At 40.7% G+C, this 24981-nt stretch carries 28 protein-coding genes; 15 read left to right on the top strand and 13 right to left on the bottom strand.

The genetic code is table 11. From position 1 onward, the window contains the following. Positions 1 to 105 precede the first annotated feature (105 nt). The 3 genes from ACM0OR_RS05540 to petJ all read left to right on the top strand — a co-directional run bounded on the left by ACM0OR_RS05540 (position 106) and on the right by petJ (position 2324). Positions 106 to 1275 (top strand): RpoD/SigA family RNA polymerase sigma factor, encoded by a 1170-nt coding sequence (locus tag ACM0OR_RS05540; protein ID WP_190697761.1) that lies wholly within the window; start codon positions 106 to 108, stop codon positions 1273 to 1275. 118 nt (positions 1276 to 1393) lie between these two features. After that, on the top strand, positions 1394 to 1891 hold the full coding sequence (locus ACM0OR_RS05535; RefSeq protein WP_190697758.1) for a GNAT family N-acetyltransferase: 498 nt from the start codon (positions 1394 to 1396) through the stop codon (positions 1889 to 1891). A 100-nt stretch (positions 1892 to 1991) separates the two neighbouring features. Then, positions 1992 to 2324, top strand: a complete 333-nt coding sequence (petJ, locus tag ACM0OR_RS05530) for a cytochrome c6 PetJ (protein WP_323266933.1) — start codon at positions 1992 to 1994, stop codon at positions 2322 to 2324. A gap of 119 nt (positions 2325 to 2443) precedes the next feature. On the opposite strand, the gene ACM0OR_RS05525 is transcribed toward petJ, so the two are convergent. Continuing rightward, entirely contained in the window at positions 2444 to 3028 is a 585-nt protein-coding gene (locus ACM0OR_RS05525) for a TetR/AcrR family transcriptional regulator (protein ID WP_414575356.1), read from the bottom strand. Positions 3029 to 3153: 125 nt separating this feature from the next. Between ACM0OR_RS05525 and ACM0OR_RS05520 the strand changes: the two genes are divergently transcribed. Beyond that, the gene (locus ACM0OR_RS05520) at positions 3154 to 3630 is read left to right on the top strand and encodes a GNAT family N-acetyltransferase (protein WP_190697753.1); all 477 of its coding nucleotides are present in this window, start codon (positions 3154 to 3156) and stop codon (positions 3628 to 3630) included. 468 nt (positions 3631 to 4098) lie between these two features. Then, positions 4099 to 4347: a hypothetical protein gene (locus ACM0OR_RS05515; RefSeq protein ID WP_414575354.1), complete on the top strand. Its 249-nt coding sequence runs from the start codon at positions 4099 to 4101 to the stop codon at positions 4345 to 4347. A gap of 87 nt (positions 4348 to 4434) precedes the next feature. Here the strand turns inward: ACM0OR_RS05515 and ACM0OR_RS05510 are convergent, their stop codons facing one another. Further along, the gene (locus ACM0OR_RS05510) at positions 4435 to 4683 is read right to left on the bottom strand and encodes a Ycf34 family protein (protein WP_190697749.1); all 249 of its coding nucleotides are present in this window, start codon (positions 4681 to 4683) and stop codon (positions 4435 to 4437) included. A gap of 89 nt (positions 4684 to 4772) precedes the next feature. On the opposite strand from ACM0OR_RS05510, the gene ACM0OR_RS05505 reads away from it, so the two are divergent. Next, entirely contained in the window at positions 4773 to 6044 is a 1272-nt protein-coding gene (locus tag ACM0OR_RS05505) for a CCA tRNA nucleotidyltransferase (RefSeq protein ID WP_414575353.1), read from the top strand. An 8-nt stretch (positions 6045 to 6052) separates the two neighbouring features. Here ACM0OR_RS05505 and ACM0OR_RS05500 read toward each other — a convergent pair whose 3' ends face one another. After that, positions 6053 to 7006, bottom strand: coding sequence for a Rieske 2Fe-2S domain-containing protein (locus ACM0OR_RS05500; protein WP_414575352.1), 954 nt, complete (start codon positions 7004 to 7006; stop codon positions 6053 to 6055). Positions 7007 to 7135: 129 nt separating this feature from the next. Between ACM0OR_RS05500 and ACM0OR_RS05495 the strand changes: the two genes are divergently transcribed. Continuing rightward, a complete protein-coding gene (locus ACM0OR_RS05495) occupies positions 7136 to 7903 on the top strand; it encodes a transposase-like zinc-binding domain-containing protein (RefSeq protein WP_414575351.1) in 768 nt (255 codons plus the stop codon). 1 nt (position 7904) lies between these two features. On the opposite strand, the gene ACM0OR_RS05490 is transcribed toward ACM0OR_RS05495, so the two are convergent. After that, on the bottom strand, positions 7905 to 8117 hold the full coding sequence (locus ACM0OR_RS05490) for a hypothetical protein (RefSeq protein ID WP_414575350.1): 213 nt from the start codon (positions 8115 to 8117) through the stop codon (positions 7905 to 7907). 4 nt (positions 8118 to 8121) lie between these two features. Beyond that, positions 8122 to 8823 carry a Coq4 family protein gene (locus ACM0OR_RS05485; protein WP_323266926.1) on the bottom strand — a complete coding sequence of 234 codons (702 nt, stop codon included), beginning with the start codon at positions 8821 to 8823 and terminating at the stop codon, positions 8122 to 8124. 93 nt (positions 8824 to 8916) lie between these two features. Here ACM0OR_RS05485 and ACM0OR_RS05480 point away from each other — a divergent pair, with 93 nt between their 5' ends. Next, positions 8917 to 9552 carry a TetR/AcrR family transcriptional regulator gene (locus ACM0OR_RS05480; protein WP_323266925.1) on the top strand — a complete coding sequence of 212 codons (636 nt, stop codon included), beginning with the start codon at positions 8917 to 8919 and terminating at the stop codon, positions 9550 to 9552. A 1-nt stretch (position 9553) separates the two neighbouring features. Here the strand turns inward: ACM0OR_RS05480 and ACM0OR_RS05475 are convergent, their stop codons facing one another. Both ACM0OR_RS05475 and ACM0OR_RS05470 read right to left on the bottom strand, forming a co-directional pair. Next, entirely contained in the window at positions 9554 to 10162 is a 609-nt protein-coding gene (locus ACM0OR_RS05475; RefSeq protein WP_323266924.1) for a hypothetical protein, read from the bottom strand. Positions 10163 to 10347: 185 nt separating this feature from the next. Beyond that, entirely contained in the window at positions 10348 to 10935 is a 588-nt protein-coding gene (locus tag ACM0OR_RS05470; protein ID WP_414575349.1) for a thylakoid membrane photosystem I accumulation factor, read from the bottom strand. A 216-nt stretch (positions 10936 to 11151) separates the two neighbouring features. Here ACM0OR_RS05470 and ACM0OR_RS05465 point away from each other — a divergent pair, with 216 nt between their 5' ends. Both ACM0OR_RS05465 and ACM0OR_RS05460 read left to right on the top strand, forming a co-directional pair. Further along, positions 11152 to 12495 (top strand): MurT ligase domain-containing protein, encoded by a 1344-nt coding sequence (locus tag ACM0OR_RS05465; protein WP_414575347.1) that lies wholly within the window; start codon positions 11152 to 11154, stop codon positions 12493 to 12495. A 111-nt stretch (positions 12496 to 12606) separates the two neighbouring features. Then, positions 12607 to 13425 carry a type 1 glutamine amidotransferase gene (locus tag ACM0OR_RS05460; protein ID WP_414575345.1) on the top strand — a complete coding sequence of 273 codons (819 nt, stop codon included), beginning with the start codon at positions 12607 to 12609 and terminating at the stop codon, positions 13423 to 13425. Here the strand turns inward: ACM0OR_RS05460 and ACM0OR_RS05455 are convergent, their stop codons facing one another. After that, a complete protein-coding gene (locus ACM0OR_RS05455) occupies positions 13426 to 14556 on the bottom strand; it encodes a glycosyltransferase family 4 protein (RefSeq protein WP_414575344.1) in 1131 nt (376 codons plus the stop codon). A gap of 149 nt (positions 14557 to 14705) precedes the next feature. On the opposite strand from ACM0OR_RS05455, the gene ACM0OR_RS05450 reads away from it, so the two are divergent. Further along, a complete protein-coding gene (locus ACM0OR_RS05450; protein WP_414575341.1) occupies positions 14706 to 16019 on the top strand; it encodes an ABC transporter substrate-binding protein in 1314 nt (437 codons plus the stop codon). Positions 16020 to 16175: 156 nt separating this feature from the next. Here ACM0OR_RS05450 and ACM0OR_RS05445 read toward each other — a convergent pair whose 3' ends face one another. From ACM0OR_RS05445 to ACM0OR_RS05435, 3 genes are all read right to left on the bottom strand, one after another. Beyond that, entirely contained in the window at positions 16176 to 16730 is a 555-nt protein-coding gene (locus ACM0OR_RS05445; RefSeq protein ID WP_414575340.1) for a class I SAM-dependent methyltransferase, read from the bottom strand. A 314-nt stretch (positions 16731 to 17044) separates the two neighbouring features. Next, positions 17045 to 17752, bottom strand: a complete 708-nt coding sequence (locus ACM0OR_RS05440; RefSeq protein ID WP_323269185.1) for an FkbM family methyltransferase — start codon at positions 17750 to 17752, stop codon at positions 17045 to 17047. 176 nt (positions 17753 to 17928) lie between these two features. Beyond that, a complete protein-coding gene (locus ACM0OR_RS05435) occupies positions 17929 to 19044 on the bottom strand; it encodes a class I SAM-dependent methyltransferase (protein ID WP_414575339.1) in 1116 nt (371 codons plus the stop codon). A gap of 467 nt (positions 19045 to 19511) precedes the next feature. Between ACM0OR_RS05435 and ACM0OR_RS05430 the strand changes: the two genes are divergently transcribed. The 3 genes from ACM0OR_RS05430 (at position 19512) to ACM0OR_RS05420 (ending at position 22354) form a co-directional block, all read left to right on the top strand. After that, on the top strand, positions 19512 to 20426 hold the full coding sequence (locus ACM0OR_RS05430) for a S66 peptidase family protein (protein WP_414575338.1): 915 nt from the start codon (positions 19512 to 19514) through the stop codon (positions 20424 to 20426). A 53-nt stretch (positions 20427 to 20479) separates the two neighbouring features. Beyond that, a complete protein-coding gene (locus tag ACM0OR_RS05425) occupies positions 20480 to 21919 on the top strand; it encodes a deoxyribodipyrimidine photo-lyase, 8-HDF type (RefSeq protein WP_414575337.1) in 1440 nt (479 codons plus the stop codon). Positions 21920 to 22084: 165 nt separating this feature from the next. After that, on the top strand, positions 22085 to 22354 hold the full coding sequence (locus tag ACM0OR_RS05420) for a DUF4334 domain-containing protein (protein ID WP_414575336.1): 270 nt from the start codon (positions 22085 to 22087) through the stop codon (positions 22352 to 22354). Between the two features lie 6 nt (positions 22355 to 22360). Here ACM0OR_RS05420 and ACM0OR_RS05415 read toward each other — a convergent pair whose 3' ends face one another. Both ACM0OR_RS05415 and ACM0OR_RS05410 read right to left on the bottom strand, forming a co-directional pair. Beyond that, entirely contained in the window at positions 22361 to 22999 is a 639-nt protein-coding gene (locus tag ACM0OR_RS05415; RefSeq protein ID WP_414575335.1) for a histidine phosphatase family protein, read from the bottom strand. A 219-nt stretch (positions 23000 to 23218) separates the two neighbouring features. Next, the gene (locus ACM0OR_RS05410) at positions 23219 to 24109 is read right to left on the bottom strand and encodes a DUF1186 domain-containing protein (protein ID WP_414575333.1); all 891 of its coding nucleotides are present in this window, start codon (positions 24107 to 24109) and stop codon (positions 23219 to 23221) included. Between the two features lie 179 nt (positions 24110 to 24288). On the opposite strand from ACM0OR_RS05410, the gene ACM0OR_RS05405 reads away from it, so the two are divergent. Next, positions 24289 to 24756 carry a thiol-disulfide oxidoreductase DCC family protein gene (locus ACM0OR_RS05405; protein WP_414575332.1) on the top strand — a complete coding sequence of 156 codons (468 nt, stop codon included), beginning with the start codon at positions 24289 to 24291 and terminating at the stop codon, positions 24754 to 24756. Positions 24757 to 24981 lie beyond the last annotated feature (225 nt).

Genomic DNA, 24981 nt, shown 5'->3' with positions numbered 1-24981 from the left:
AACTTCTATCAATAAATTCGCATCAGGCTGGTTTTTGTGATCAAACAGGTGCATTCATACTTAGGGAACTGTCAATTATTATTAGTGAACATCTGCCATTAAATTATGTACCAAACCAAGCAACAATCCCTCAAGGAAACTATGAATATTGCTGAATTGGGAACAATGGAAATACTTGAGAATACTGTTGAACAGGAAGAAGAAACTCTTGACAGTTTGGAACTAGTCATAGAAGAAGAAGTCCCAACCGTAGAACATCTGGAGTCAGATGAGCGGGATGGGGATCAAATGGCAGCTGCTCGTCCTTCTGGGTATAATAAAACCGAGCATGATGATGCTGTAGGTGCATTTTTTAAAGAAATGGCACGCTACCCATTACTCAAACCTGATGAAGAGGTAGAGTTAGCTAGGCGAGTCAAATTTTTAGAAGACGTCAAAGATTTACAAGATGCTCTGCAATTAGAATTAGCAGAGCAACCTACCAAAGCGCAAATAGCTGCACGATTAGAAGTTACAGAAAAGCAGCTAGAACATCGTTTATATCAAGGTCGAGTTGCCAAGCGGAAAATGATTCGCTCGAACTTGAGATTAGTAGTATCAATTGCGAAGAGATATTTAAATCGGGGAGTTCCTTTTCTAGATTTAATCCAAGAAGGGGCAATGGGTTTAAATCGGGCGACAGAAAAATTTGATCCCGATAAAGGATATAAATTTTCTACCTACGCTTATTGGTGGATTAGACAAGCCATTACCAGAGCGATCGCTAATGATGCCAGAACTATCCGTCTACCCATCCACATCGTAGAAAAACTTAATAAACTCAAAAAAGCCCAACGGGAACTCAAGCAAAAACTCCGCCGCAACCCCTCCGAAGCAGAAATGGCTGAAGCGTTGGAAATCAGTGTCCAACAACTGCGCCAACTGCAACAGTTAAGAAGACAAGCACTTTCTCTCAACCACCGTGTCGGTAAAGAAGAAGACACGGAACTGATGGATTTATTAGAAGATGAAGACAACTTGTCTCCTGAAGCAAAAATGAATGAAAACATGATGCGTCAGGAGATTTGGGAGGTTTTAGGAGATGTTCTTACCCCACGGGAAAAAGATGTGATTTCTCTCCGCTATGGTTTGACAAGTAGCGAACCCTGCACCCTAGAAGAAGTGGGTAATATGTTCAATCTCTCCCGTGAACGAGTGCGCCAAATTCAAAGTAAAGCTATGCGGAAATTACGCCGCCCTCACATAGCTAAACGTCTCAAGGGGTGGCTGATTTGAAGGCAGGGGGCAGGGAGCAGGGAGCAGGGAGCAGGGGGAGAAAAACTAATGACTGTTGAGTGTTGACTATTGAGTGTTGACTATGGACTAATGACTATGGACTATTGACCATAGACTCATGACTGTACATGGTGATTTAATTGTGCGTTTTGCTGAACCTGATGATAGCAAAGCACTATTTGGCTTAATTCAAGGGCTAGCGGAGTACGAAAAACTATCTCATGCTGTAACTGGCGATGTTTCCGCATTACAGGAGCATTTATTTGGCTCACGAAAGTATGTAGAGGCAATATTAGCCGAATACTCAGGTAAAGCTGTAGGTTTTGCGCTATTTTTTCATAATTACTCAACCTTTTTGACTAAACCAGGGCTTTATCTTGAAGACTTGTTTGTTTTACCAGAGTATCGGCGGCAAGGCATTGGCAAAGCACTGCTGATAAAATTAGCTCAAATTGCTGTGGAAAGAGATTGCGGCAGGTTAGAGTGGAGTGTTCTTGACTGGAATGAGTCAGCGCAGGCATTTTACCGAAGCATGGGAGCATCGATTTTAGACGAATGGAGAATTTGCCGCGTCACAGAGTTAGCAATTAGCCAGTTAGCAGCTAAAGAATCATGAAGTTTGACAGACCGTCTTTTGACGCAGGTAATTCAGTCGCCTGAAAATTATATAGGAAGATATTGGGCTGAATAAGCCTTTGTTGCAGAGAGAACACAAAATGAAGAAAATTTTTTCAATCTTACTGTTAGGCATAGCAATCTTCACTTTTGCCTTCAGTAATTCCGCTTTGGCTGCTGACAGTGTAAATGGAGCAAAAGTCTTTAGTGCTAACTGTGCTTCCTGTCATGCAGGTGGTAAGAATCTGGTGCAAGCTAATAAAACCTTGAAGAAAGATGCCTTGGAACAGTTCGGTATGTACTCAGCAGAGGCGATTATTGCTCAAGTAACAAAGGGTAAAAATGCCATGCCTGCTTTTAATGGTCGTTTAAAGCCTGACCAAATTGAAGATGTAGCAGCTTACGTCCTGGAACAAGCAGATAAAGGCTGGTAAGTAGAATCAGGCAGAAATTTTCTCATCTTTTTCAATGGAAGAGTTATCCTGCACTAATCCAGGTTCTCTAAAAAATAATCCCTCCATCTAAAAATATAGAGAGAGGGATTATTTAGTATTCAAGATGATGCCAGTAAAGCATTAATATGTCGGCGTACAAGGTATTGTTGTTGCTCTGCCGAGAATTGCTCAGGACAGATGACAACTCCAGTACCAATGCCATCCACTAGGGCGATGAGTACATTGGCTTCGAGAGTTACATCAAGATCGACTCGAATCAGATTAGCTGTTTGCAAGTCAGCTAACTCTTGAGAAATAAGTTGCTGTAAAATGTCATAGCGTTTTTGGTGTTTTTGAACTAGATGTTCGCGCCCGATTGAATAGCCCAAAAACGCCACCCAAACTTTCCAATCGGCTTTGTCACTCATCTTCAGAGGGAGAGCCGTAAGAATCATCTGTTCTAGCCTGTCAATTCCTTGCCGTCCCTTGACACAGAATTTCATGTCCTCTAGGACGTTTTTAAACACTCGTTCTAGAGCAAATAAGATGAGTTCTTCTTTATCTCGAAAGTAGTGGGTCACAACGCCCGTAGAAGAGCCAAGTTCCTGCGCGATCGCCCGCATACTAGCACGATCTAATCCTTCACGGATAATCACCCGCCATGCCGCATTAGCAACTTCAATGCGGCGATCGTCATAACTCATAACTCTCCTTAGTTTGCAGCCACATAAAATAATTATCTTGACATCTCATCATAACAGTTGTTATATTTCCTTTGCGACATAACAACTGTTGTCATATTTTTTCTTTTACATACCTGGAGTTTGCTATGATCCGACCAATCATGCCCGACGACAAAGATGCACTAATTGCCTTAGCCGACTCTATCGAACTCTTTTCATCCGACGAACTAGAGGAGTTGCGTCAGATGTTGACCGATTCGTTGAGCAAAGATAGCAACACTCATCCATTCTGGATTACAGACGACGATGAAGGACTTGTGGGATTAGCCTACTGTGAACCCGAACGAATGACTAGCGGGACATGGAACTTGCAATTGATTGCCGTCCACCCGACTCACCAAAGGCAAGGACGTGGTGCGAAACTGCTACTCTTTGTAGAGCGGACTTTGGCAGACCGGGGTGCGCGGGTATTACTAGTAGAGACGATGGGTACTCCAGATTTTGAGTATGTGCGAGCGTTCTATCGAAAGAACGGTTACGATGAGGAAGCACGTATACGCGAGTTCTATGCAGAAGGGGCGGACAAGATTGTTTTCCGCAAGGCACTATCTACTCAGGGGTAGCTTATGCAGTGGACTAGCCATAGCATAGCTGGCAACTGAAAGCCATCTTGATGCAACTACTCAATTCAGATTACGTCTAATGCCAGCCAGCTAAAAACCCGGTTGAGCCGCCTGCCGAGAGATATTGGTGAGGATGCAGAAGTTACTGGAAATCCATAAGGATTAAAGTTCTTACTACGAACTTCAAGACATAAATTAGAGATTTCTGTCTAATTATTTGATTTCTCATATTCGATTAATTAGATAACATCAGAATTAGGTTAGACACAATATCAGAAATGTTGCACAAATATTGGGCAACTGTAAAAATGGCTGTACAAATTTATTTTTTGCGGTTTGATTCGCGCCTACCATCATTTATTTGTATTTTTATTCAGCCATTCCTAAGTATTGATGCAATTCCTCTCTACATTCCATTATGTCTAACTAATTTTGTTGTTAAATATGATTGATTCAGGAGCAAGTTAGATGGCTAATATCACAATTGATGAGATTTATGCTACAGGTCATGATTTGTTTCAAGATTCTGAAACCTTTCTTGATAAATTGACTAATCAAACAATAGAATTGATTGCCGGCGGTGGTTATAGTAGTGGCTTTGGATTTGGTACTTACAGTGGCTCTTATTCCCAAGCTTCTTACAATTCTTTTCCGAGAAGCTACTACTCAGGAGGCTATGGCTATGGCTATGGCTATGGACATGGAAAATGGTTTTAATTCATAGCTCATAAATCTAAGTTGTCATCGGAAAAGTGATTTAAAAAACTTTTCCGATTGTTGTATGATGAAATTTGACTTTCTTCATCAAGTCGGTACTAATTCGCCTGGACGTAGCTTTGACCACTTACCTGTTTCTTGTTTAAAGCTGAGACAACCAACCACATCCCATTCCATTTCAATCACATCTTCTTGAGTACGGATGTTAACGTTGATAGAAGGTTCATTGGGATCAAAATTTGGGGTTTCTGTTAAGTGGGGCTGTTGGTGCTGTGTCTCGACGGCATTATAAGTTACACAGCGATCTACATAGTGGCAGTTTACGCAAATACACATAATAGAACCAACTCCAGATGCCTTGATTATTGTTAATCTAGCTTAAGCCAAACCTTTATTCACCTGTTGCTGGGTTGATTTTTATTAAGATGTACCCTCATGTTCTTACTAACTTAGCTCCTGAAAATTGGCCTTTTAGTCTGGAAAGGTTGCCACGAACTGCTTACATGGTAGGTGGTGCAGTGCGGGATGCTATCTTAGGTAGAAAGCGTGAATATTGGGATCTTGATTTTATTATCCCATCGGATGCGGTCAAGGTAGCAAGAGCGATCGCACATCATTACCAAGCAGGTTTTGTCTTACTCGACTCAGAACGTCAAATTGCTCGTGTGGTGTTTCCTGATGCGACTGCTGATTTTGCTCAACAGGAAGGACAGAGTTTAGAGACTGATTTACATAGAAGGGATTTTACAATAAATGCGATCGCCTATAATCCACACACCCAAAAAATCATCGACCCTCTACACGGCTGTGATGATATAGAGTTGGGTCTATTACGCATGATATCACCCAGCAATTTAGCCGATGACCCTCTGCGCCTATTGCGTGCCTATCGCCAAGCTGCTCAACTGGGTTTTAATATTGAGCCAAATACCCAAAATACTATCCGTGCTTTAGCATCGCATATATCCCAAGTAGCCGCAGAACGAGTCCGGGTAGAAATTGGTTACTTGCTAGCTAGTTCTCAGGGTACACCTTGGATAACTAAGGCTGGGGAAGATGGGTTACTTGCACCATTCTTTCAAAACGCCACTTCTAAAAGCTTCGACAAACTCGCAGCAGTTGACACCGTAGCGACATTAGTTACAGAAAATTGGCCACAGCTAGGTGTAGAACTACAACATTATGTGCGTGATACAGTCAAAACTACTTGGTTAGGTCTTGCTAAACTGGCCTGTCTTGTCCATCCAGAGCCAACAACAGCAGAAAACGAACTACAGGAACTTACCTATAGCCGCGCTGAAGTTCGCGCTATCACTACTGCTTTGAAATTGTTCCCTCAGCTAAAGTTAGCTGATACCGTGCGAGAACAGTATTTTTTATTCCAAGAAGCAGGAATTGTATTCACGGCTACAATTTTGTTAGCCTTAGTATACGATAATCTGGTAGAGCCGATGTCTGGCACAAATCCTTTCGGGGTATACGCACCATTGATCAGCCGCTACCTTAACCCTGATGATCTGGTCGCTCATCCCACTCAGCTAGTAAGTGGTAAAGATATAATGATAGCACTAAATATTCCGCCATCGCCAGTTGTAGGTCAACTGCTGACGGAAATTGGTGTAGCACAAGCTGAGGGGAAAGTCTCAACACCCCAAGAGGCGATAGATTTGGCGAGGGAGATAATTACTAATTCGTAATTTATTGCTTACCATTCACGATAGAGCTTTTGGGCATGAAACATAATTTCTTCGTTGGGTAGGCGAATCTTGGCTGGCTGGCGAGGATAAGATGTTTCAATGGTGCGTGTATCTTGCTCTACAACTGTTTCCACTGCACTTAATATAAAGCGTCCCATTAATGGCTTGAAGATTGGGTGTTTGGGTTGGCTATAGACTAAAACGAAGGTTTTAGTTTGGGTTGCGGTTTCTGGGTACAACGCATGAACTTGCAAAACTTCTCCAATGGGGAAATCAGCACGAAAAGTTGTCAGTGCGGGGAAAGCATATTCTAATATGCCTGTGTACGTCTTGGGTGCAGTGAGGACAACAGGATTTTTGAGGATATCATTCCAGGTACTATCTGCACGATCTAGTTCTTGCACAACTTGAGCATGATAGCCATCATGCTCAAATAGGGGGATGCGATTGGCTTTTATGCCAAATAACTCTCGGTGTGTGCCGTTTTGATGGTTGTAGTCATAGTTGATAGATATACTGTCCACAAAAGTACCGCGAATACTTTTTTCTCCAGCTACACCTAAAAAGCTCATACCTGCACTGAGTGTGGAGATGAGATTCGGGACGGGAATTTTGGGAGTATAGCCGCCGTATGTCCAAATACAATCGTCTTGAATCACTAGTTCCAAAGGACTCGTGAGGGGTTGGCTTCCCACTTTACCAGCATTGTGAAGTCTTCCCTGTCCATCAAACTCTAGCGCATGGAAGGGACAGGCAATTGTACCCCTATCTGAACAAATCCAGCCATCTGATAACGGTGCTTGCATATGTGGACAAATGTTATCAAGGGCAAAAACTTCACCTTGTTGATTTTGCCACAGTACATAATCTTGTCCATTCAAGGTGATTTTATGAGGTTTGTTAATGCCTAGCATGGAACGATGAGCAATTAACCACGGTGCGCCAGGCAGAATTGCTTCCATAGGAGTCTCCCAAGTAAGGTATGTGAAATGAATGCGATCGCTCAACGTTCGCCATCACTAGATTAAAATTGTGACGAAAGTTTCATATTTAAATCTAAAAATACGACATATTCTTCATGTTTGTCAACTATGATTAGAAAAAAATCAGACTCTACTTTGATGCGTCGTCAACCGCAGCAAAAGCGGAGTCAAGAACGAGTAGAGAAAATTCTCCAAGCAGCAGCAGAAGTATTTGTAGAGGTGGGATATGAAGCTGCAACCACCCACATGATTGCGGCGAAGGCTGAAACGGCGATTGGTTCTCTATATCAGTTTTTTCCTGATAAATTAGCAATTTTTCACGCTCTGGAAACTCGTCACATGGAACAGGTGACAAAGATTAATATCCAGATGATGCAGTCAGCAGACAAGCAAAAGCCATTATCAGAGTTTATTGAACGCATGGTGAATACCTACGCGGAATACTTTGAAAATCCTATGTCTCGTGTCGTGTATATCCAGTATTTTGTTGCACCAGATTTGTTTCAGTTATTTGATGAAACCTTTAATGAGCAGTTAGTCACACAATTCGCCGTCTTTTTTCGGCAGTGGAATCCAGATTTAGCGGTAGAAAAAAGCGAACTTTTAGCAGAAACGGTTCACATATGTTACAACTCTTTACTACTGAATGCTTTACGCCAAAATGCAAACCAAAGACCAGCCCGTTATGCGGAAATTAAGGCTTTATTAGTCGCATATTTGACTCCTCACACACAGCAATCAGCAAAGCAGGTAATGAAAGTAATGATGTGTCCTCACTGTCATTCATCCCGCTTATCTAAAAATGGGCATCGTCACGGGAAGCAACGCTATCTCTGCAAAGATTGTGGTAAGCAGTTTTTGGAAAGGACTGGCTGAATTAAACCCAAAATTCTGGTTGAATTAATTCAATAGCGATCGCTAACAGATTAGCAAAGTCCAACTTATAAAATAGTATCCAAAACCGAACTCGTTCGCGCATTTGCTCAACACTGGCAGCAAATATCACGCGTCTACCCTGTATAACCAGAGATAACCAGGGGTAAGTTTTGCGAATGAGACGAAACCAGAGATGGCAAGGTTTTGTCAACATAGAGTTAGGCGTTCAATGGTTGAATATTTAATTCAGCTTGCCATTGAGATAGAGGTTTTTCCCAAGCATCTTCCCACTTTTGAGCAAATAAGGGCTTTGCTTTTAATCCCATCATCCAGCCTTGGGCAATGGTTTCGAGAAGTTGGGGTAAATCTTCTGGAGTGAGTAAAGTTATGCTTATCAAAGCATTGGCAATTAACATCCCAGCCAGGGGTAGGCGAAACTGTGCTAAATAAAATGCCTGTAGTCCAATTTCCTCAATGCTGCTCGCACTAAAACCCGTAATCAGATGCCAAATATCATGAGTTTGTTGCCAGCGATACTCGATATAAGCGGTATCTGAATTGATGTCAATATCTAAATCAATACGTTCAAAACCCAATTCCTTGAGTCTGGAAGCGTAGAGATAACCCAAGGAATCAGGTGGAAGTTGCAACAGTTGCTCTAAATTATGGGCTGGAGGACTGTAACGTTCTTGGATTAAACTTGCCACATCGGGATTAATCTGCATAGCTTCAGCCGCCAGTTCAAAAGCGCGGCTATGAATTAAGATGCTACTCAGTTCATCAACGGCATCTAGACTGTCTTCTGTTGTGAGTAATGTAAAAAAGCCTTTCATCGCTGTCAAAAACTGGAAATTCATCTGCCGTTGGACTTCCGAATCAAGTGTAAGCGGCTGAATAGTGGCAGGGTTGAGGGTTTGCATGACAAAAACTCGTGAAGAGGGGATAATTAATATGAACACCGTTCACGTTTTCAATATATGAACAACGTTCATGTTTTGTCAAGATTTAAATTAATGACAGCGAAAAATTCCCCCAACGCCTCAAAAATGCGTCGCCAACCGCAGCAGTTGCGGAGTCAAGAGCGAGTGGATAGCATTTTGAATGCAGCAGAGGAGTTATTTATTGAGGTGGGATATGAACAGACGACGACGCGAGCGATCGCAACTCGTGCTAAAGTTCCGGTAGGTTCGTTGTATCAGTTCTTCCCCGATAAGGAAGCGATTCTCAAAGCCTTAGCAACTCGATATTTCCAACAGGAGTATCAGTTGTTTGCCCAACTGCACACACAAGAAGCAGAGACTTTACCTGTAGAGGTGTATGTTGATAGGGTGATTGATGCTTTCGATCATTTTATGAATAGCCATCCGGGATATCGGGCGGTTTATGAACAACTACTGAATTTGATGACATATCCAGCAATTGAGGCCATGGATAAGTACGAATATCGGATTGTTGATGAACTCGCGGCTTTTTTTGGTAGAATTAACCCTACGCTAGATGCTGAAAAATGTCAGGCGATCGCTTTGGTAATAGTGAAAGTAGTGGGTGATTTGCTATGGCTAGCTACAAACCAAAATCCTGAAATGCGTCAACGGCTTTTAACAGAAACAAAAATATTAATGTTGGGTTATCTGAATAACTATCTATAAATCAACCAATCGGCTGATTACCAGGATTGACAGCATGAATAAACTCACTACCTGATTTTGGTCTACCACGTTTATAACTGGCTTCTTCTGGTTTACCCCATCCCATCTGTAAAATCATCTCTAAAAAATTAGCATTTTCCCACTTCGAGAAACTAGCCCATTCTGTTATTTGAGCAATTCTTTCTACATCAGGTACTGTAATTTTTTGATATTGTTTACTATTATTAAAACTCAAATATAAATCCATTTGTGCAGTGACTTCATACCAAAAATTCAAAATAGAATTTTTCGCTGATTTGATTATTTCCAAATCATTAGCCAGGGCAATTAATTGGGTATCTACTTCTGGATAGCGCAGGCTTTTACCTTTGACTGTCATCTCGCGCCAAACAATTCCCGAAACTTGATTTTCTTGTTGATAAACGTGAATAGCAGCTTTAAAATCTTGATAGGCGGTGAATTTTTGTAGCCCATCTGTTCTAATAAACTGGTCAATCAAAGGATTACCAGAAACTGTTACTTCTATCTTCAGACGTTCTCCTTTAAGGCAGGCTTGACGTTCTTCTGCCAAAATTTGAATTAGTTCCTCGGTAGTGTAAACCTTTGACATCAGAACACACTCTACTCGTCATTGGTCATTAATCAATCATTATTCACTAGTCAAAAGCCTTGGAATGTTGACTAATGAATAACGACTAAAAAATTTGATATCTCAACATTAGCTTTTACAGGATGAAGAATACAGTAACAGGCGGTACGAAAACTTAGGGCAGACCAATTTGGTCTACCCCAAAGTTATTTGGCTAATTCACTACTAAACTCATTGAATGATCGGCGTTTTAACTGTGTTGTTTCGGTGCGGGGTAATAAATCAAACACTTTTCGCAGACTGTCATCTATATCTTCATAGGCGACTTGACCCTGCTTATTTAAAACCACCTCACCTGACTGATTAAACACTACAACTTGAGGCACACCTCCAGTATAGTAATATCCTGGTTCTGTGGGTTCATAGCTTTTTTTGGCTGGGATAGTGTCAATATTAAGTGGCATAATCTCAGCTACTTGACCATAAAATTCTTGTATCCGGGAAATAACGATCGCATACTGTTTACAATCACGGCTATCATCCAGATAGAAAGCCAACACCGTTGGTTTATGTTCGGCTAAAGATTGCGCTAGGGTTACTTTAGGTGGTACTAGCGAACCGTTACCAGCATAAACTACGAAGATATTGCCATCATAAAGGTCATCGTTAACACCTGCTAAAGCTGACTGTGTACTAACAATTAATAATAAAGTCAGTAAAAACAGGCATTTGGAAACCAACCGCCGCCAGTCAGCATTTTTTTTACGTAAAAAAGAAAACATGATACTAATCATCAAAATGCACCTTGCAAGCTACTATTTATCGTTAGGTGTGCTGAATTAGGCAACCAGGGCTGGATATATAATTACGCCCGTCCACTTTTTTTAAGATAACGCCTAGGGGGATCTATGGGATAGGTGATAGGTGATAGGTGACAGAGAAAAGCTGGGGAAGAAAAACTATTGACTATTGACTATTGACGATTGACTATTGATCAAAAGAATTAGGGTATGGATGTGGGTAATAAGATAAAACTTATAGATAGAGTGCGTTTAGGGTTTGCGGTGTTGGTGGCGAAAAGCGTCACCTTTGGGGTAAAGTCGCTGCGTCTGGGTGCTGCTAGTGTATTACCAGGGGCGATCGCTCGCCGTATTGAACCCCGACTGTTAGAATTATTGAGCCAGCAAGTCAAAAACGGCGTGATTATGATTGCTGGTACTAACGGCAAAACTACTACGGCGTTGCTATTATGCACGATATTGGAAAACAAAGGTTTTCGTGTCTGTCATAACTCCACGGGTGCAAATCTGGAAAATGGTTTGATGACAGCTTTCCTAGAAAACAGTAACTTGGTGGGGACGCTGGATGTTGATTATGCAATTCTGGAAGTAGACGAGAATATTGTTCCCAAGGTATTAAAACCACTCCAGCCAAGAATTATCCTGTGTTTGAATCTATTTCGGGATCAACTCGATAGATACGGCGAAGTAGACACCATCAGCAAACGCTGGACAAAAGTTATCTCGACTCTCCCGCCAGAAACAGTAGTTATTCCTAATGCTGATGACCCAACTTTATCCTATCTCGGTCAACAGTTACCCCAAAAAGTATTATTCTTTGGTTTAAATGAACCAGAACATTATTTAGAAGCTATTCCTCACGCCGTTGATTCTATTTATTGTCCGCGATGTGGACATTCTTTAGATTACAAAGGTGTGTATTTATCTCATTTAGGAGATTTCACTTGTCCTAGTTGTGGTTTTACTAAGAGTCAACCAGCGTTAGTAAGTAGTGAATGGCAACAGATTTTAGTTGGTTTATACAACAAATACAACACCTTAGCCGCAGCCACAGCCGCTATAGAATTAGGCGTTGATGAAAGTACAATTCGCAACACTATTAATACCTTTCAAGCTGCTTTTGGACGTGCAGAAGATTTAGTGATTGATGGTAAACGAGTCAGAATTTTATTATCAAAAAATCCTGTCGGGACGAATGAGACAATTCGCGTTGTGACTCAAAGCACCGATAAAACTACATTAATGGTGTTAAACGATCGCACTCCCGACGGTACAGATGTATCCTGGATTTGGGACGTAGACACAGAAAAACTAGTCGAACGTGGCGGGACTTTAGTAGTGAGTGGCGATCGCGTCTATGATATGGCCTTACGTCTGCGTTACAGTGAAAAATCACCCCAGAGTAATCTAAATTTAATAGTTGAGGCAGACTTAAAGCAAGCGATCGCCACTGCTTTAGAACACACACCAGCAGATGAAACCCTGCACATTCTCCCCACCTACTCAGCCATGCTAGAAGTGCGAGAAGTCCTCACAGGTAGGAAAATCCTTTAAATTAGGGACTGGGTATTGGGTATCGGCGATTAGGTATTAGGAAAAAAAGCCTGATTGCATAATTCCCAGTCCCCAGTCCCCAGTTCCCAGTCCCCAGTCCCCATTCAAACTATGAATCTAGAATTAACAATCGGTTGGCTATATCCTACATTAATGAGTACCTATGGCGATCGCGGTAATGTGATTACTATAGAACGTCGCGCTCAATGGCGGGGATACAGTGTGAAAGTATTACCCCTTGACCAAAATTCCACAGCAGATGATATTAAATCTGTAGACGTGATAGTAGGTGGTGGCGCGCAAGATAGACAGCAAGAGATTGTCATGCGTGATTTGCAAGGTGCGAAAGCTGAAGCTATCCGCGAGAAAATCGAAAACGGTACGCCAGGCGTTTTTACTTGTGGTTCACCCCAACTCTTAGGACACTATTACGAGCCAGCTTTTGGACAGCGCATTGAAGGTTTAGGGATACTCGATTTAGTCTCCATCCATCCCGGCGAAAATACTAAGCGTTGCATCGGTAACTTAGTGATAGAAGTTACAGCCAGCAGACTAGCGAAAGATTTAGAAGCAATGACGGGAAGCAAACCCTATTTAGTAGGTTTTGAAAACCACGGCGGACGCACCAAACTAGGTAAAGTGGAAGCATTGGGAAAAGTCGTATATGGCTTAGGTAATAATGGCGAAGATGGTACAGAAGGCGCGTTTTATCAAAATGCGATCGCCACTTATTCCCACGGGCCATTATTACCTAAAAATCCCTTTGTTGCTGACTGGTTAATTCAAACAGCATTGCGATTAAAGTATCAGCAGCCAATCACTTTACAATCTTTAGATGATACTTTAGCTATGCAGGCTAGAGAAGCAATGTCTAAGAAATTGCAAGTTAATTTACCAAAATCTGCTGCGATAGCTAAAGTTTTTTCCTAATCACATGGGTATATCATAGCCCCCTCCTTGCTTGCGGGGAGTGGGGTTCTTGTACCTCACGATATATCTAAACCACTGCTCAGTGCGATCGCCCATTGCTTCTTGAGAATATTCTACCTCAGCCTGTTGACGACAAGCACGGCGATCGATTTTATCTAATTGTGCGATCGCATTCACCAATCCGTCAACGCTATCTGGTTCTACTAAAAAGCCAGTTTCACCATCTTTGACAATTTCCGTGAGTCCCCCACGACGATAAGCAATCACTGGTACACCACAGGCTAACGCCTCAATCGCCACGTTACCAAAGGCTTCTACCCAACGCGGTGTTACTAATAATGCCCGACATTTACCTAATTCCTGTTGTAGTTGTTCTGTGGGGAGAAAGCCTACATATTCTATGGGAGCATCGGGGTATTTTTGCAAAATTTCTTGCCAATATTGCTCATTTTGTTTAAACCCGAAAATTTTGAGGGTAATTCCGGTAATTTTTGCTGCTGCTACTGCATCCTCTAAAGCTTTTTCCGGTGCAATTCTACCCACCCAAGCCAAGGAATCACCCATTTCAGCACAGAACTGATAAATCGATAAGTCCATTCCATTAGCTAAACAACGACATTCTTCTGCAAAGGTAAATGTCTGTGCTTGTGTGAGTGAATGAACGCCAATCGTACCAGGAAACTTAGTTGCTACTTGCTCAAGTATGCCGTCCATTGCATCGGTTAAAGAACCCATGCTGATTAAATGAGCAATGGGACAGCTAAAAAATGGCGTCAGATATAAAGGTAGCCAATCATAGGCAAAGTTGACGATTAAATCATAATCTGTCTGAACTTGGTGAGCATAGTCCCACATATTCGCCAATACGGAGTTTTGCGGCAAAATAATCGGCTCATCACGAGTCTGCGTTTGCGCTGGTGTTTGGACTTCGCCAGAAATTTCCACCACTGGCACATTTTTTACTATTGAGCCACTAGGAGCTACTATCTTTAGAGTATGTCCACGTCGGATCATTTCCTGGGCAATATTACTCAGAGTGAGTTCTACTCCACCTCCCACGCCTGAACCAATCGCACCTACTGGTGTAGATAACATCAGCAACTTGAGTGAGTTGCTTTGATTTGTGATCATTTTCTTCTATTAAATATGACTATGCTATTAATCATGTTGGCTTTGGCTATGACGAATTACTAATAATAGTTTCCACGGGTTATTATTATTTGCAATGACAGATGATTATCATTTTCTAAATAAAACTCTAGTTGAGCTAATTACATACCATGAAAACTATTTATATTTTATCCCAAATTATACCCTATTTTCGGCGAATTACAAGTTTGTGGCAGAGTTCAATTCTGGTTATTTGCTTATGTTTTGGTCTTATATTATCAGGCTGTCAACCGACAACATACCAAGACACGGGAGTTATACATCTCACTTTATGGCACTCGATTAATCCGCCTGTTAATCGGGATTTATTTCAAAAATTAGTAGCCCGATTTAACCAAGCTCATCCTGATATTCAGATAGAATCTCTCTATACAGGTCAACTAGACCAACAGTTACCCAAAATACTGACTGCTGTTGTGGGTAATGTCCCGCCAGATATGTTGTTTTTTAATCCCCAAATCACAGGTCAATTGGTGGAATTAGGAGCAATTCAACCTCTAGAAGGATGGCTAGATAAATCACCCCTCAAATCCGAAATTCTCCCCAATTGTTTTGCTGAAATGCAGCTAGACGGTCACATTTGGTCAGTACCACTGCTGGCTGGTAATGTTGGTGTTTTTTATAGACCAGATTTGTTTAAAGCGGCGGGAATTACCGAATTACCAAAAACTTGGCAAGAATTCAGAGAAGTTGCGAAGAAACTTACCATAGATCGCGATGGTGATCAACGTCCCGACCAGTATGGTTTATTAATGCCTTTGGGTAAAGGAGAATGGACAGTTGCAACTTGGTTGCCTTTTTTGTTCAGTAGTAATGGCACAGTCCTAGAAAATGGCCATCCTCATATGGTGAATGCAAATGCGATCGCTGCTTTACAATTTTGGCAAGATTTAATTAAAGACGGCTCAACTAAATTATCTGCACCAGAACGGGGATACGAAGAAGATGACTTTTTGGCTGGTCGTGTAGCGATGCAGTTGACAGGGCCTTGGACATTCATCATGAAAAGTCAAGTGGATTTTGGTGTCATGCCAATTCCGATCAATATTCGTCCTGGCAACGTACTGGCTAGTGGTAATATGTTTGTGATGAAAACCACACCTGAAAAAGAACAAGCAGCATCGAAGTTTTTAGAATACCTGATCAGTGAAGAATTCCAAACTGAATGGAGTATTGGCTCAGGTTTTTTACCGATAAATGTGAAATCTGCCCAAAGCCCAGCTTATCAAGAATTCATCAAGCAAAAACCAGTAATGAAAGTCTTTGTAGACCAATTATTTGTGTCAGATGCTAGACCCATTATTCCTGGCTACAGTCGCCTGTCTGATAGTCTAGGTCGTGCCATTGAGTCTACAATTCTAGGTGCATCTCCAGAAAAAAGCTTAAAAGAGGCTCAAGAACGCCTCGATTTAATTTGGAAATAAGTAATGAGTTCTGAGTAAATAGACCACACATTAGGGGCGCACAAATGTACACCCCTAGTACCGCCGTGAATTAAAAATTTAAGTTGTGCTGTAATAGGTTTCTCTTAAAATTAATTCTGGGTTTTTGGCTGGAAATTGGGTATTTTTAAACAAAACCTACAACATAAACGAAGGAATAAATCGCCTGATTCCAGAAATCGTACTAACTTTTAAACTAGAAAGACTCCAAGGAGAGGGAGGTGAAAGGATAATGTCTTCTAAACGCCATAAAGCTAGAGATTTATCTGTGTTACCTGTATCATCGGATGGATCATCAAGTAAATAAAGAGGTTGACCAAAGTTAAAAGGAGGTTTTTCCAGATTTAATGCTCGCCAACAACCACTGGGAACATCTCGATTACTCGTCAAATTAGGATAAGTTGTAGTTAATAAATAAGTTGATTTACTCCGTTGAAAGTTGTGGAAAATGCGAAAAATATTTTGATAGGATAGATGCACTAAGCAATCTCGACAAATTATTAAATCTGCTTTAGGAATATCAGAGTTAGTAATATCTGCTGTTCTAAAGTTTATGCGAGAGTGAGTAGATTTTTTTTGAGCCTTTTCAATAACTTCAGGAACAATATCTAGCCCCACATAATCAATACCATCTAAAGAAATTTGGCTCATCCAGTTAAAATCTCCGCAAGGAGCATCTACGATAGACTGCACCTTTAAATTTTGCAATAGTATTGGCAAAGACTCACGGATTTTTGCAGTGATAGAAATTTCAGAGCCGCGGCCTGAAAGAGATTCTGAACTTTCCCAGAGATTAACTTTGTATATATGAGAAAATACCTGACTTAAGGCCATAAGAATATACTTAAACTACATGATCTGCAAACGCTCAAAATTTTAGCATATTCAGTTCAATAGAACTCATATTTGATTTTTGAAATATGCGTAGGGGGAGGTAAATTACAATGTGAATTTTTCTCCTGCAATCTTGTCGGTGTGTTAGGCTACGTAACACACCCTACAAATACTTAATCTAAGTCAAGATTATAGGCGAAGAAATTTCCGACATTAGAAAACCGAGCATCGGGATAGGGGATAAATTCAACTCTAAAGCGATGACTAATGAATAAATCTGCCAACGTTCCTACAGTATATTTCTCGAACCCTTCTACCTGTGCTGCACTGGGGATAGAGTCCATCAGATGATACTCCCCGACAAAACAGCAGACTTGTCGTAAGCGTTTAGAGGTGAGAAGTATAGGAAATTCACTTCCTTCACAATCGATTTTGAGAATTTTCACCGTTGAATCTCCAATGATATCATCAAGGGCTACTACGGTTACGGGTTGACCAATTGACGCGAAAATATTCCCTGATGCTGTGTTAATTCCCACAGTATCAGGCCCATCAGGTAACATTTGTGTATAGCCAGAATGATATAACTCAGCCTCTTGTTTATTGTCTGAACGCCAAACAGCTTTTGAATGGATTACCACATTTGTAGAAACAAGATTTTTTTGTGCTAGTTCAGCATTTTCTAAATTAGCTTCAAAAGCTTCGATTTTTCGCGCCCCTCGTTGCCAGCATAGGTAGGAAAAACATCCTATGTGCGCTCCAATGTCAATGATCCGATCTTCTGGTTGAAGCTTTTCAGGAATTCGATATTCGTTTTTTTCAACAACAGAACGGAAGGCTACTTCATCTATTGTGTTAGGCCGTAAGAAAATTTTAGTCATGGGAGCTTATGGATAATAAGTGCTAGCGTGAAAAAGGGTTTATGGATGTAAAATTATAGGGGTATAAGGGAACAATATTTTCATGTTTGTTTGTGTTTTTGCCACTGCATTGCTGATTTGTAAATATATCGTATTTGAGTCAAAAGCACATCAATTAACTAGTTTGACTTCAGTCTTTATTTTGTCGCCACAATACAAGTAGAAACGGGATAATCAGCATGAAATTCATCTAATTCTTCGGAAGTCAGTTCTTCAGTCGCCACCCCATGAAAGCTAGCGATTACAGTTAAAGGATTGCCATAGATGGAAATTTGGCGTTGGGAAAAGTTGCGAAATAGCCAGTTTACACCATCAGGTAAGGGTCGCCAGTAGTCTCCAGGGCGATCGTGCAATCTTTGAGCATTAGGAACCATACAAAAGCATTTTCCTCCTGGTTTTAACCATTTGTAGATATTTTCAACAGCAATCCAAGGAGAATAACAATGTTCTAATACATTAAAAATTACCACCCCATCTAGAGATTCTGTTTCAATCAGCGAAACATCATGAACATCACCTACTAAATCAATTCCAGAACCTGATTCTAAATTCATAATCCGATAGGTGGAGGCCAGATCAAATTGATAGAATTCTCGATCCTTGGCAACACCGCCAACTTCTAAGACGTTTCCAACTACCTGATCCTTAATTTTACTTACAAAGTTTTGCAGATAGTAGCGGTCAATTGGAGTTCCTCGTGTGAACCCTGTCACGTGACAAATAGGAGTTATTTTCCTGAAATCACCCCAATTTAAAGCTCCAACCTCCGGTGAAATTAGTCCTATTTTTTCTAAACTTTCAACTAGCGATTTAAATGAATTGAAGCTATCAATTTGTAATAAATCATCCTCTAATTTTTGTTGAGCAAATAATTCTAGTAATACTTGAGGACTTGTTTGACTAAAGCTATTAAGTTCTAATGTCTTTTCTTGATCAATATAGCTTTTGAACCCATTACCTAGAATAGTTAGTTTTTGATTTCCCAGAAAAACTAGCAATTCTTTTGATTCCGTTAGGGGCTGCTTATAGGGTAATACTGCTGTAGTAATTGACTGAGAAATTGGTGTCGATTGAATTACTTGAAACTTTTGATAGGCTGCTTCTAAGTTATGTTCACAAATAAAGATTTCTAATGTTGCCAGCCAAGATTTAGCTATTATTGGATATGTTTGTCGCTGACTCCAGCCAAATACCGCAAATACTTCAGATCCCAATGCTTGCACAAAAGCACTGGTTACATAGCTTTTTACCATAATTGTGAGTAATTCAAGTTGCAATCGAACATAGCTATATTACCCTGTTTTGTTACTTGGTACTTTCTCAAGGGTACGGAGTGAAGATACACTAACTCAGTGCTGAGTGCTGAGTGCTGAGTGCTGAGTGCTGAGTAATGAGTAAATTAAAACTTATTCGGTACTTCTGTACTTAATAAAAGCCCCTCCTCTCCCTACGGGACGCTGCGCGAACGTGGGCGGAATCTTTTTTTCAGGCGTAGGTTGATACCTCACAAGAAAGTGGGTGGTCTTTTAACTCAGCACCGGCTAAACGCCGCGCTACCGCTAACGGAACGGGCTAAACGCCCCGCTCGCTACCGCTAACAGCACTCTTCTTACCTGCATAGGTGGGTTTTGTCTGTATAGTGCTTTGTAAATTTAAGGTTGAGAATAAATAGCTTATAAATGTAAAATCCGATGAAATCTGCTCAACCAAACTATAATTGATGGAATCGAAAATATTACCTGCACCTCTTAGACCAGGAGATTTACTACGAGTGATCACCCCTAGTGGTGCGTTGCGAGAATTTAAGGCTTTGCAGCTAAGTATAGAAATTTGGCGATCGCGCGGTTATCGTGTCGAAGTGAGTGATAATATTCACTACAGTTGGGGATATCTCGCTGACAAGGATGAAAACCGCCGTCATCAACTCGCTACTGCTTGGCAAGATCCTGATTGTCGCGGTATCCTCTGCGCTAGAGGTGGTTTTGGTAGTACCCGCATCTTAGAAAATTGGTCTTGGGAAACTAACTCATCGACTCCTAAATGGCTAATTGGCTTTTCTGATATTACGGCTTTGTTGTGGAGTCTTTACAACGCAGGTATATCTGGGGTTCATGCTCCCGTAATGACAACTTTAGCCGATGAGCCAACTTGGTCAATTGAGCGTTTATTCAATTGGGTGGAAGGAAGACCGCTTGAACATCTCAAGGGTTGCCCTTGGGGTGGTGGTGTGGTCACTGGCCTGTTATTACCTGGAAATCTGACTGTAGCAACCCATTTGTTAGCTACACCCCTTCTACCCAATTTAGATGGTGTAATTTTAGCTTTAGAAGATGTCACCGAAGCACCATACCGCATTGATCGAATGCTCACCCAGTGGCGTTTAAGTGGTGTTCTAGGTAAAGTTAAGGGTATCGCTTTAGGAAGCTTTAGCAGATGTGAACCGCCTGCCAATATACCCAGTTTTAGTGTAGAAGAAGTTGTGCGCGATCGCTTGGGGGGTTTAAATATTCCGATTGTCTCTGACTTACCTTTTGGTCATGATAGCCCCAATGCAGCTTTACCCGTGGGTGCTATAGCTACTTTGGATGCAGACCAAGGTGTTTTAAGTTTAGAAACAAAATTTAAGACGATATGAAATGATGTGACTACAGTTTAAGCTAGTACGAGTGAACTATATATAAATCTAAAATGTCTGACTTAATTTTGTTTTGGCATCGTCGTGATTTACGCATTGCTGATAATACTGGATTAGCTTTGGCAAGAGAGCGAAGTTCTCACGTAGTGGGTGTTTTTTGTCTTGACCCTAATATTCTCGAACGGGATGATGTTGCACCAGCTAGAGTTACTTATATGATCGGCTGTTTGCAAGCACTACAACAGCGATACGCACAGGCGGGAAGTCAGTTATTAATCCTTCAGGGTGATCCTGTACACGTGATTCCTAATTTGGCTGAGGTGTTGCAAGCTAAAGCTGTGTTTTGGAATTGGGATGTAGAACCCTACTCCCAAACACGCGATCGCGCTATCATTGAAACTCTAAAAGCAAAAGGGATAGAATTTCTCACCCACAACTGGGATCAAATTCTGCACGCACCAGAGGAAATTTTCTCTCTTAGCAATGCACCTTACACGGTTTACACACCCTTCTGGAAAAATTGGTACAGCAAACCGAAGGCTAAACCAGTAGAAACCTTACAAAATGCGGCAGGATTAACGGAAGCAGAACAGGAACTGGCCAAACAAGCAGGAGCGATCGCCTTACCTACAGCTAAAGAGTTAGGATTTGTTTGGGATGCAGATTTAATACTTCCCCCAGGGGAAGCAGCCGCACAAGAAAAACTAGAGGAATTTAACGCCAAAGCTATTACAGAATACCAAGAACAGCGTAATTTCCCCGCCATTGATGGGACATCACAACTGAGTGCAGGTTTAAAATTTGGCGTAATTGGTATTCGCACCGTTTGGCAAGCCACAATAGAAGCATTAGAAAACTATAACAGCGAAGAAGCGATCGCAAGTATCCGCACTTGGCAACAAGAACTAGCTTGGCGAGAATTTTATCAACACGCTATGTATAACTTCCCGGAACTAGCTGAGGGTGCTTACCGTGATGCGTTTAAAACTTTCCCCTGGGAAAGTAACACGGCACATTTTCAAGCTTGGTGTGAGGGAAGAACCGGCTACCCCATCGTAGATGCAGCCATGCGCCAGTTAAATGAAATTGGCTGGATGCACAACCGTTGTCGGATGATTGTGGCTAGTTTCCTCACTAAAGACTTGTTAATTAATCCCCATTGGGGTGAAAAATACTTCATGCAGAAATTAATTGACGGTGATTTATCTGCTAATAATGGCGGTTGGCAATGGAGTGCTTCTAGCGGTATGGATCCCAAACCCGTGCGGATTTTTAACCCAGCTAGTCAGTCCCAAAAATTCGATGCTGATGCTGAGTATATCCGCCAGTGGTTGCCTGAATTGCGGTCTATAGATACGGAATATTTGGTGACAGGTAAGATTACACCTTTAGAACGTCACGCTGTTGGCTATCCTGAACCCATTGTGGATCATAAAAAACAGCAACAACTATTTAAACAACGTTATCAACAGCAAAAGGATTTAAGACAATGAGTCTGTGGTCAAAAGACTCGATGCCAGATGTACTGAAGAATTTGATTGACGCGATAAATCGCGTCAATCAACACCAATTATCTACACCAATAACCTTTAACTGAACCGTATTGATTTTTAGATACTCAAAGGAAAATTTTTCAGGTTGCACCCAATCTCGGTTTAATGAACTGGAACTTAAAATTACCGATACACAAAAATAATTTCCTAAAACCATTACTGGTGTCAATAAATTATTTAATGAAGACTGAGAACAGTCAAACAAAACTGCAAATGATGGAGTATAGAGGAAAAGTTTCTGCTACCATGATTTATGATTATTTACCAATCAATGATTCTTTTAGAAAAGTAGATGAGAATACTCTGTTCGGAATCATGGATTATAAAAACCTACCTCAACCTTTCTTTTTTGTTCTCAAGCGATGCTACAAGTAGGGATTATTATGTTCCTGGACGACAGCGAATATGATCGGGTATATGATACCGATCGCCTAGTATTTCTAGCAAAGGGCCATTAACGTCAAATTTCACCATACTTACAGACGCGACCAAAATATTCACCCGATAGCGATAGCGTCCCAAATCAATTCCTAGTAAACTGCAAAGCATAATCCGAATTGTGGCTTTATGGGAAACTACTAAAACATTACCTTGGGGATGTTTTTCTTGAATTTCAGCAATTACAGGCATAGAACGGTTGGCAATATCTACCGCAGTTTCTCCACCTATTGGTGCATTCCAAGCTGGTTCTGTCAACCATTTTACATAGTTTTGAGCGTAATTCTCTTGAGCAAAGGATTTACTCTTAGTTTCCCATTCGCCGTAACTACCTTCCCTCAGTCCGTCACGCAACTGCATATCCATACCGATAGCATCACAAAATGGCTTGGCAGTTGCAATTGCACGCTTCATTGGGCTAACATAAACAGCCTCCCACTTCAATTTTTTATACACATCGGCAAAACTAGATGCCATCTGCATCCCTTCAGATGTTAACTCTGCATCAGTTTCACCACAGAAATTACCACTTTGACTAAAAGTAGTTTCTCCATGTCGCAGTAAATATAAATTGAGTGTCATATCTTGTATCGCCATTGAGATCAAAGAGTTTGTGCAACAATAAAATACCATCAATCTTGCAATCGAGTATGTTACACCATGACAAAGTAATCAACCAGAAAAGTTAATCAACCATAAAATTTTAAAATTAAAGACAAAAATAGCAGTTACAGCTATTACTAAATATTCAGCATTCATTTATTAGCATTCAATCTAATACTTTAATCTTAAATTTACTGATTACTTATTTTTTTTAGTACGATTTCTTCGACGAGATTGTTCTTGCATTTTTTTCTTCTTCTTAGCTTGATTTTTGCCTTTTTTGGGGATAAAAGAAGTAACCTCTTCTGGTTTAATTAATCTATTATCGAGTTTTTGGAATCTTTCAGGGTAAAAACAAGCCCAGCCTTTCATTTCTGATATTACATCTTCAATGAAAGAGTAACGGGGATTTTCGCGCAGTTTCTTCAAAGCCGCTTCTGTTCCCACTTGTAGGTCATCATTTACATTTTTTTGACTAATAAAAAACTGTTCAACTAAATCCTCTTCAAACGCTCTATCAATTTCTTCCTTTAGTTCAGTCGCACAAAGTTCTGCACTATTACTAACTAGATTCGTCCAAATATAATCATCTTTACCCCAACTCGTATTTGAGAATAGTTCGGCATAATATTGTATAACTTCTTCTCTAGTAATAACTTCTTGAGCCACCAAAACTAATAACGACTCTAAAGCCGCACCTCTAATATATTCATTGGCTTCTGGATTTTCTATAAGCTGTTTTATTGGTTCAATATTTGCCCCACTAACAGAAGCAAGTATTCTACATAAATCTTCAGTTACTATATCTCCGGTTACATCTAATGCCATTTCTCCTGGCACTGAGAAAAAGTTGATAATTATAGGGTACGCTAACGGTTCTCTAAATTGTGCTAGTAGATATAAGGCATAAAGATGTAAGATATATTCTTCTTTCTCTAATAACTCTTCAAGATTATTACTCAACCTTTCTAAAGTTGATAATAATATAGGAGTTATAGCTTCTCGTTCCTCAATCGCTCTTTCTAAAGCTAAACGGGGAAACTTTTTTGTATTGTTCTCTAATTCCAATAAAATTTCTTCTAGTTGCATCTGTTGAAAATTGGCACTATTGCACTTAATTAAGTTCAGTATATTCACTTTTTGAACGTCGCGTGACGTTCAAATCAATTAACAGGCGACTTGCTATAACTTAGTCTCTACTGTCTATTCTTAAGCATTAACTCTACCTATAAATTATAATTATTGTAAAGTTTAATTAAGAAATATTTATGATGCCTTCAGCCAATAGCCAATCTTGGAAAATCAAACTACTCTACGATGGAGAATGTCCTTTATGTCTACGGGAAGTCAACTTTTTGCAAAAGCAGGATGCGGGTAGAGGAATAGTAGCGTTTGTAGATATTGCAGCCGATGATTACACTCCTGAAAATCATGGTGGTGTTAATTTTGAAACCGCAATGGGGCGCATTCATGCAGTTTTACCAAATGGAAGTGTAATCAAAAATGTTGAGGTTTTTCGACGGGTATACGAAGAACTGGGAATGGGTTGGGTTTACGCTGTCACCAAATTACCAATCATTGGTGCGCTTGCAGATACTTTATACAGTATCTGGGCAGATTGGCGACTTTCACTGACAGGACGACCAGATTTAGATGTTCTCATCCAACAGCGTGCTTCTCGACTAGCCTGTAATACTGAAAATCGTTGTCGCTTGACAAAAACTGAATCTAGTTGAGAATAGTACAAATTGGCATATTGAGGACAGCATTTTCCAGCACCCTGGTACTGATATTGCCAAGGATACCTTGAATTTATCATTGATAACCTATATTGGGAACGGGTTTTAGCCTTTGCCTTAGTAGTTCATTTGTTCGCTTTGAAAGGGCTGGCCTTAAACCCTTGAATCCAATACGGTTCAGTTAAGGCTAGCAAGCTGATGAGTGATATGAAATTTCGGAAC

This window comes from Anabaena sp. CCY 9402-a, assembly GCF_963920945.1.
In the GTDB taxonomy this organism is placed as follows: Bacteria; Cyanobacteriota; Cyanobacteriia; order Cyanobacteriales; family Nostocaceae; genus Trichormus; species Trichormus minutissimus.
This window is presented reverse-complemented; position numbering and strand designations above follow the sequence as displayed.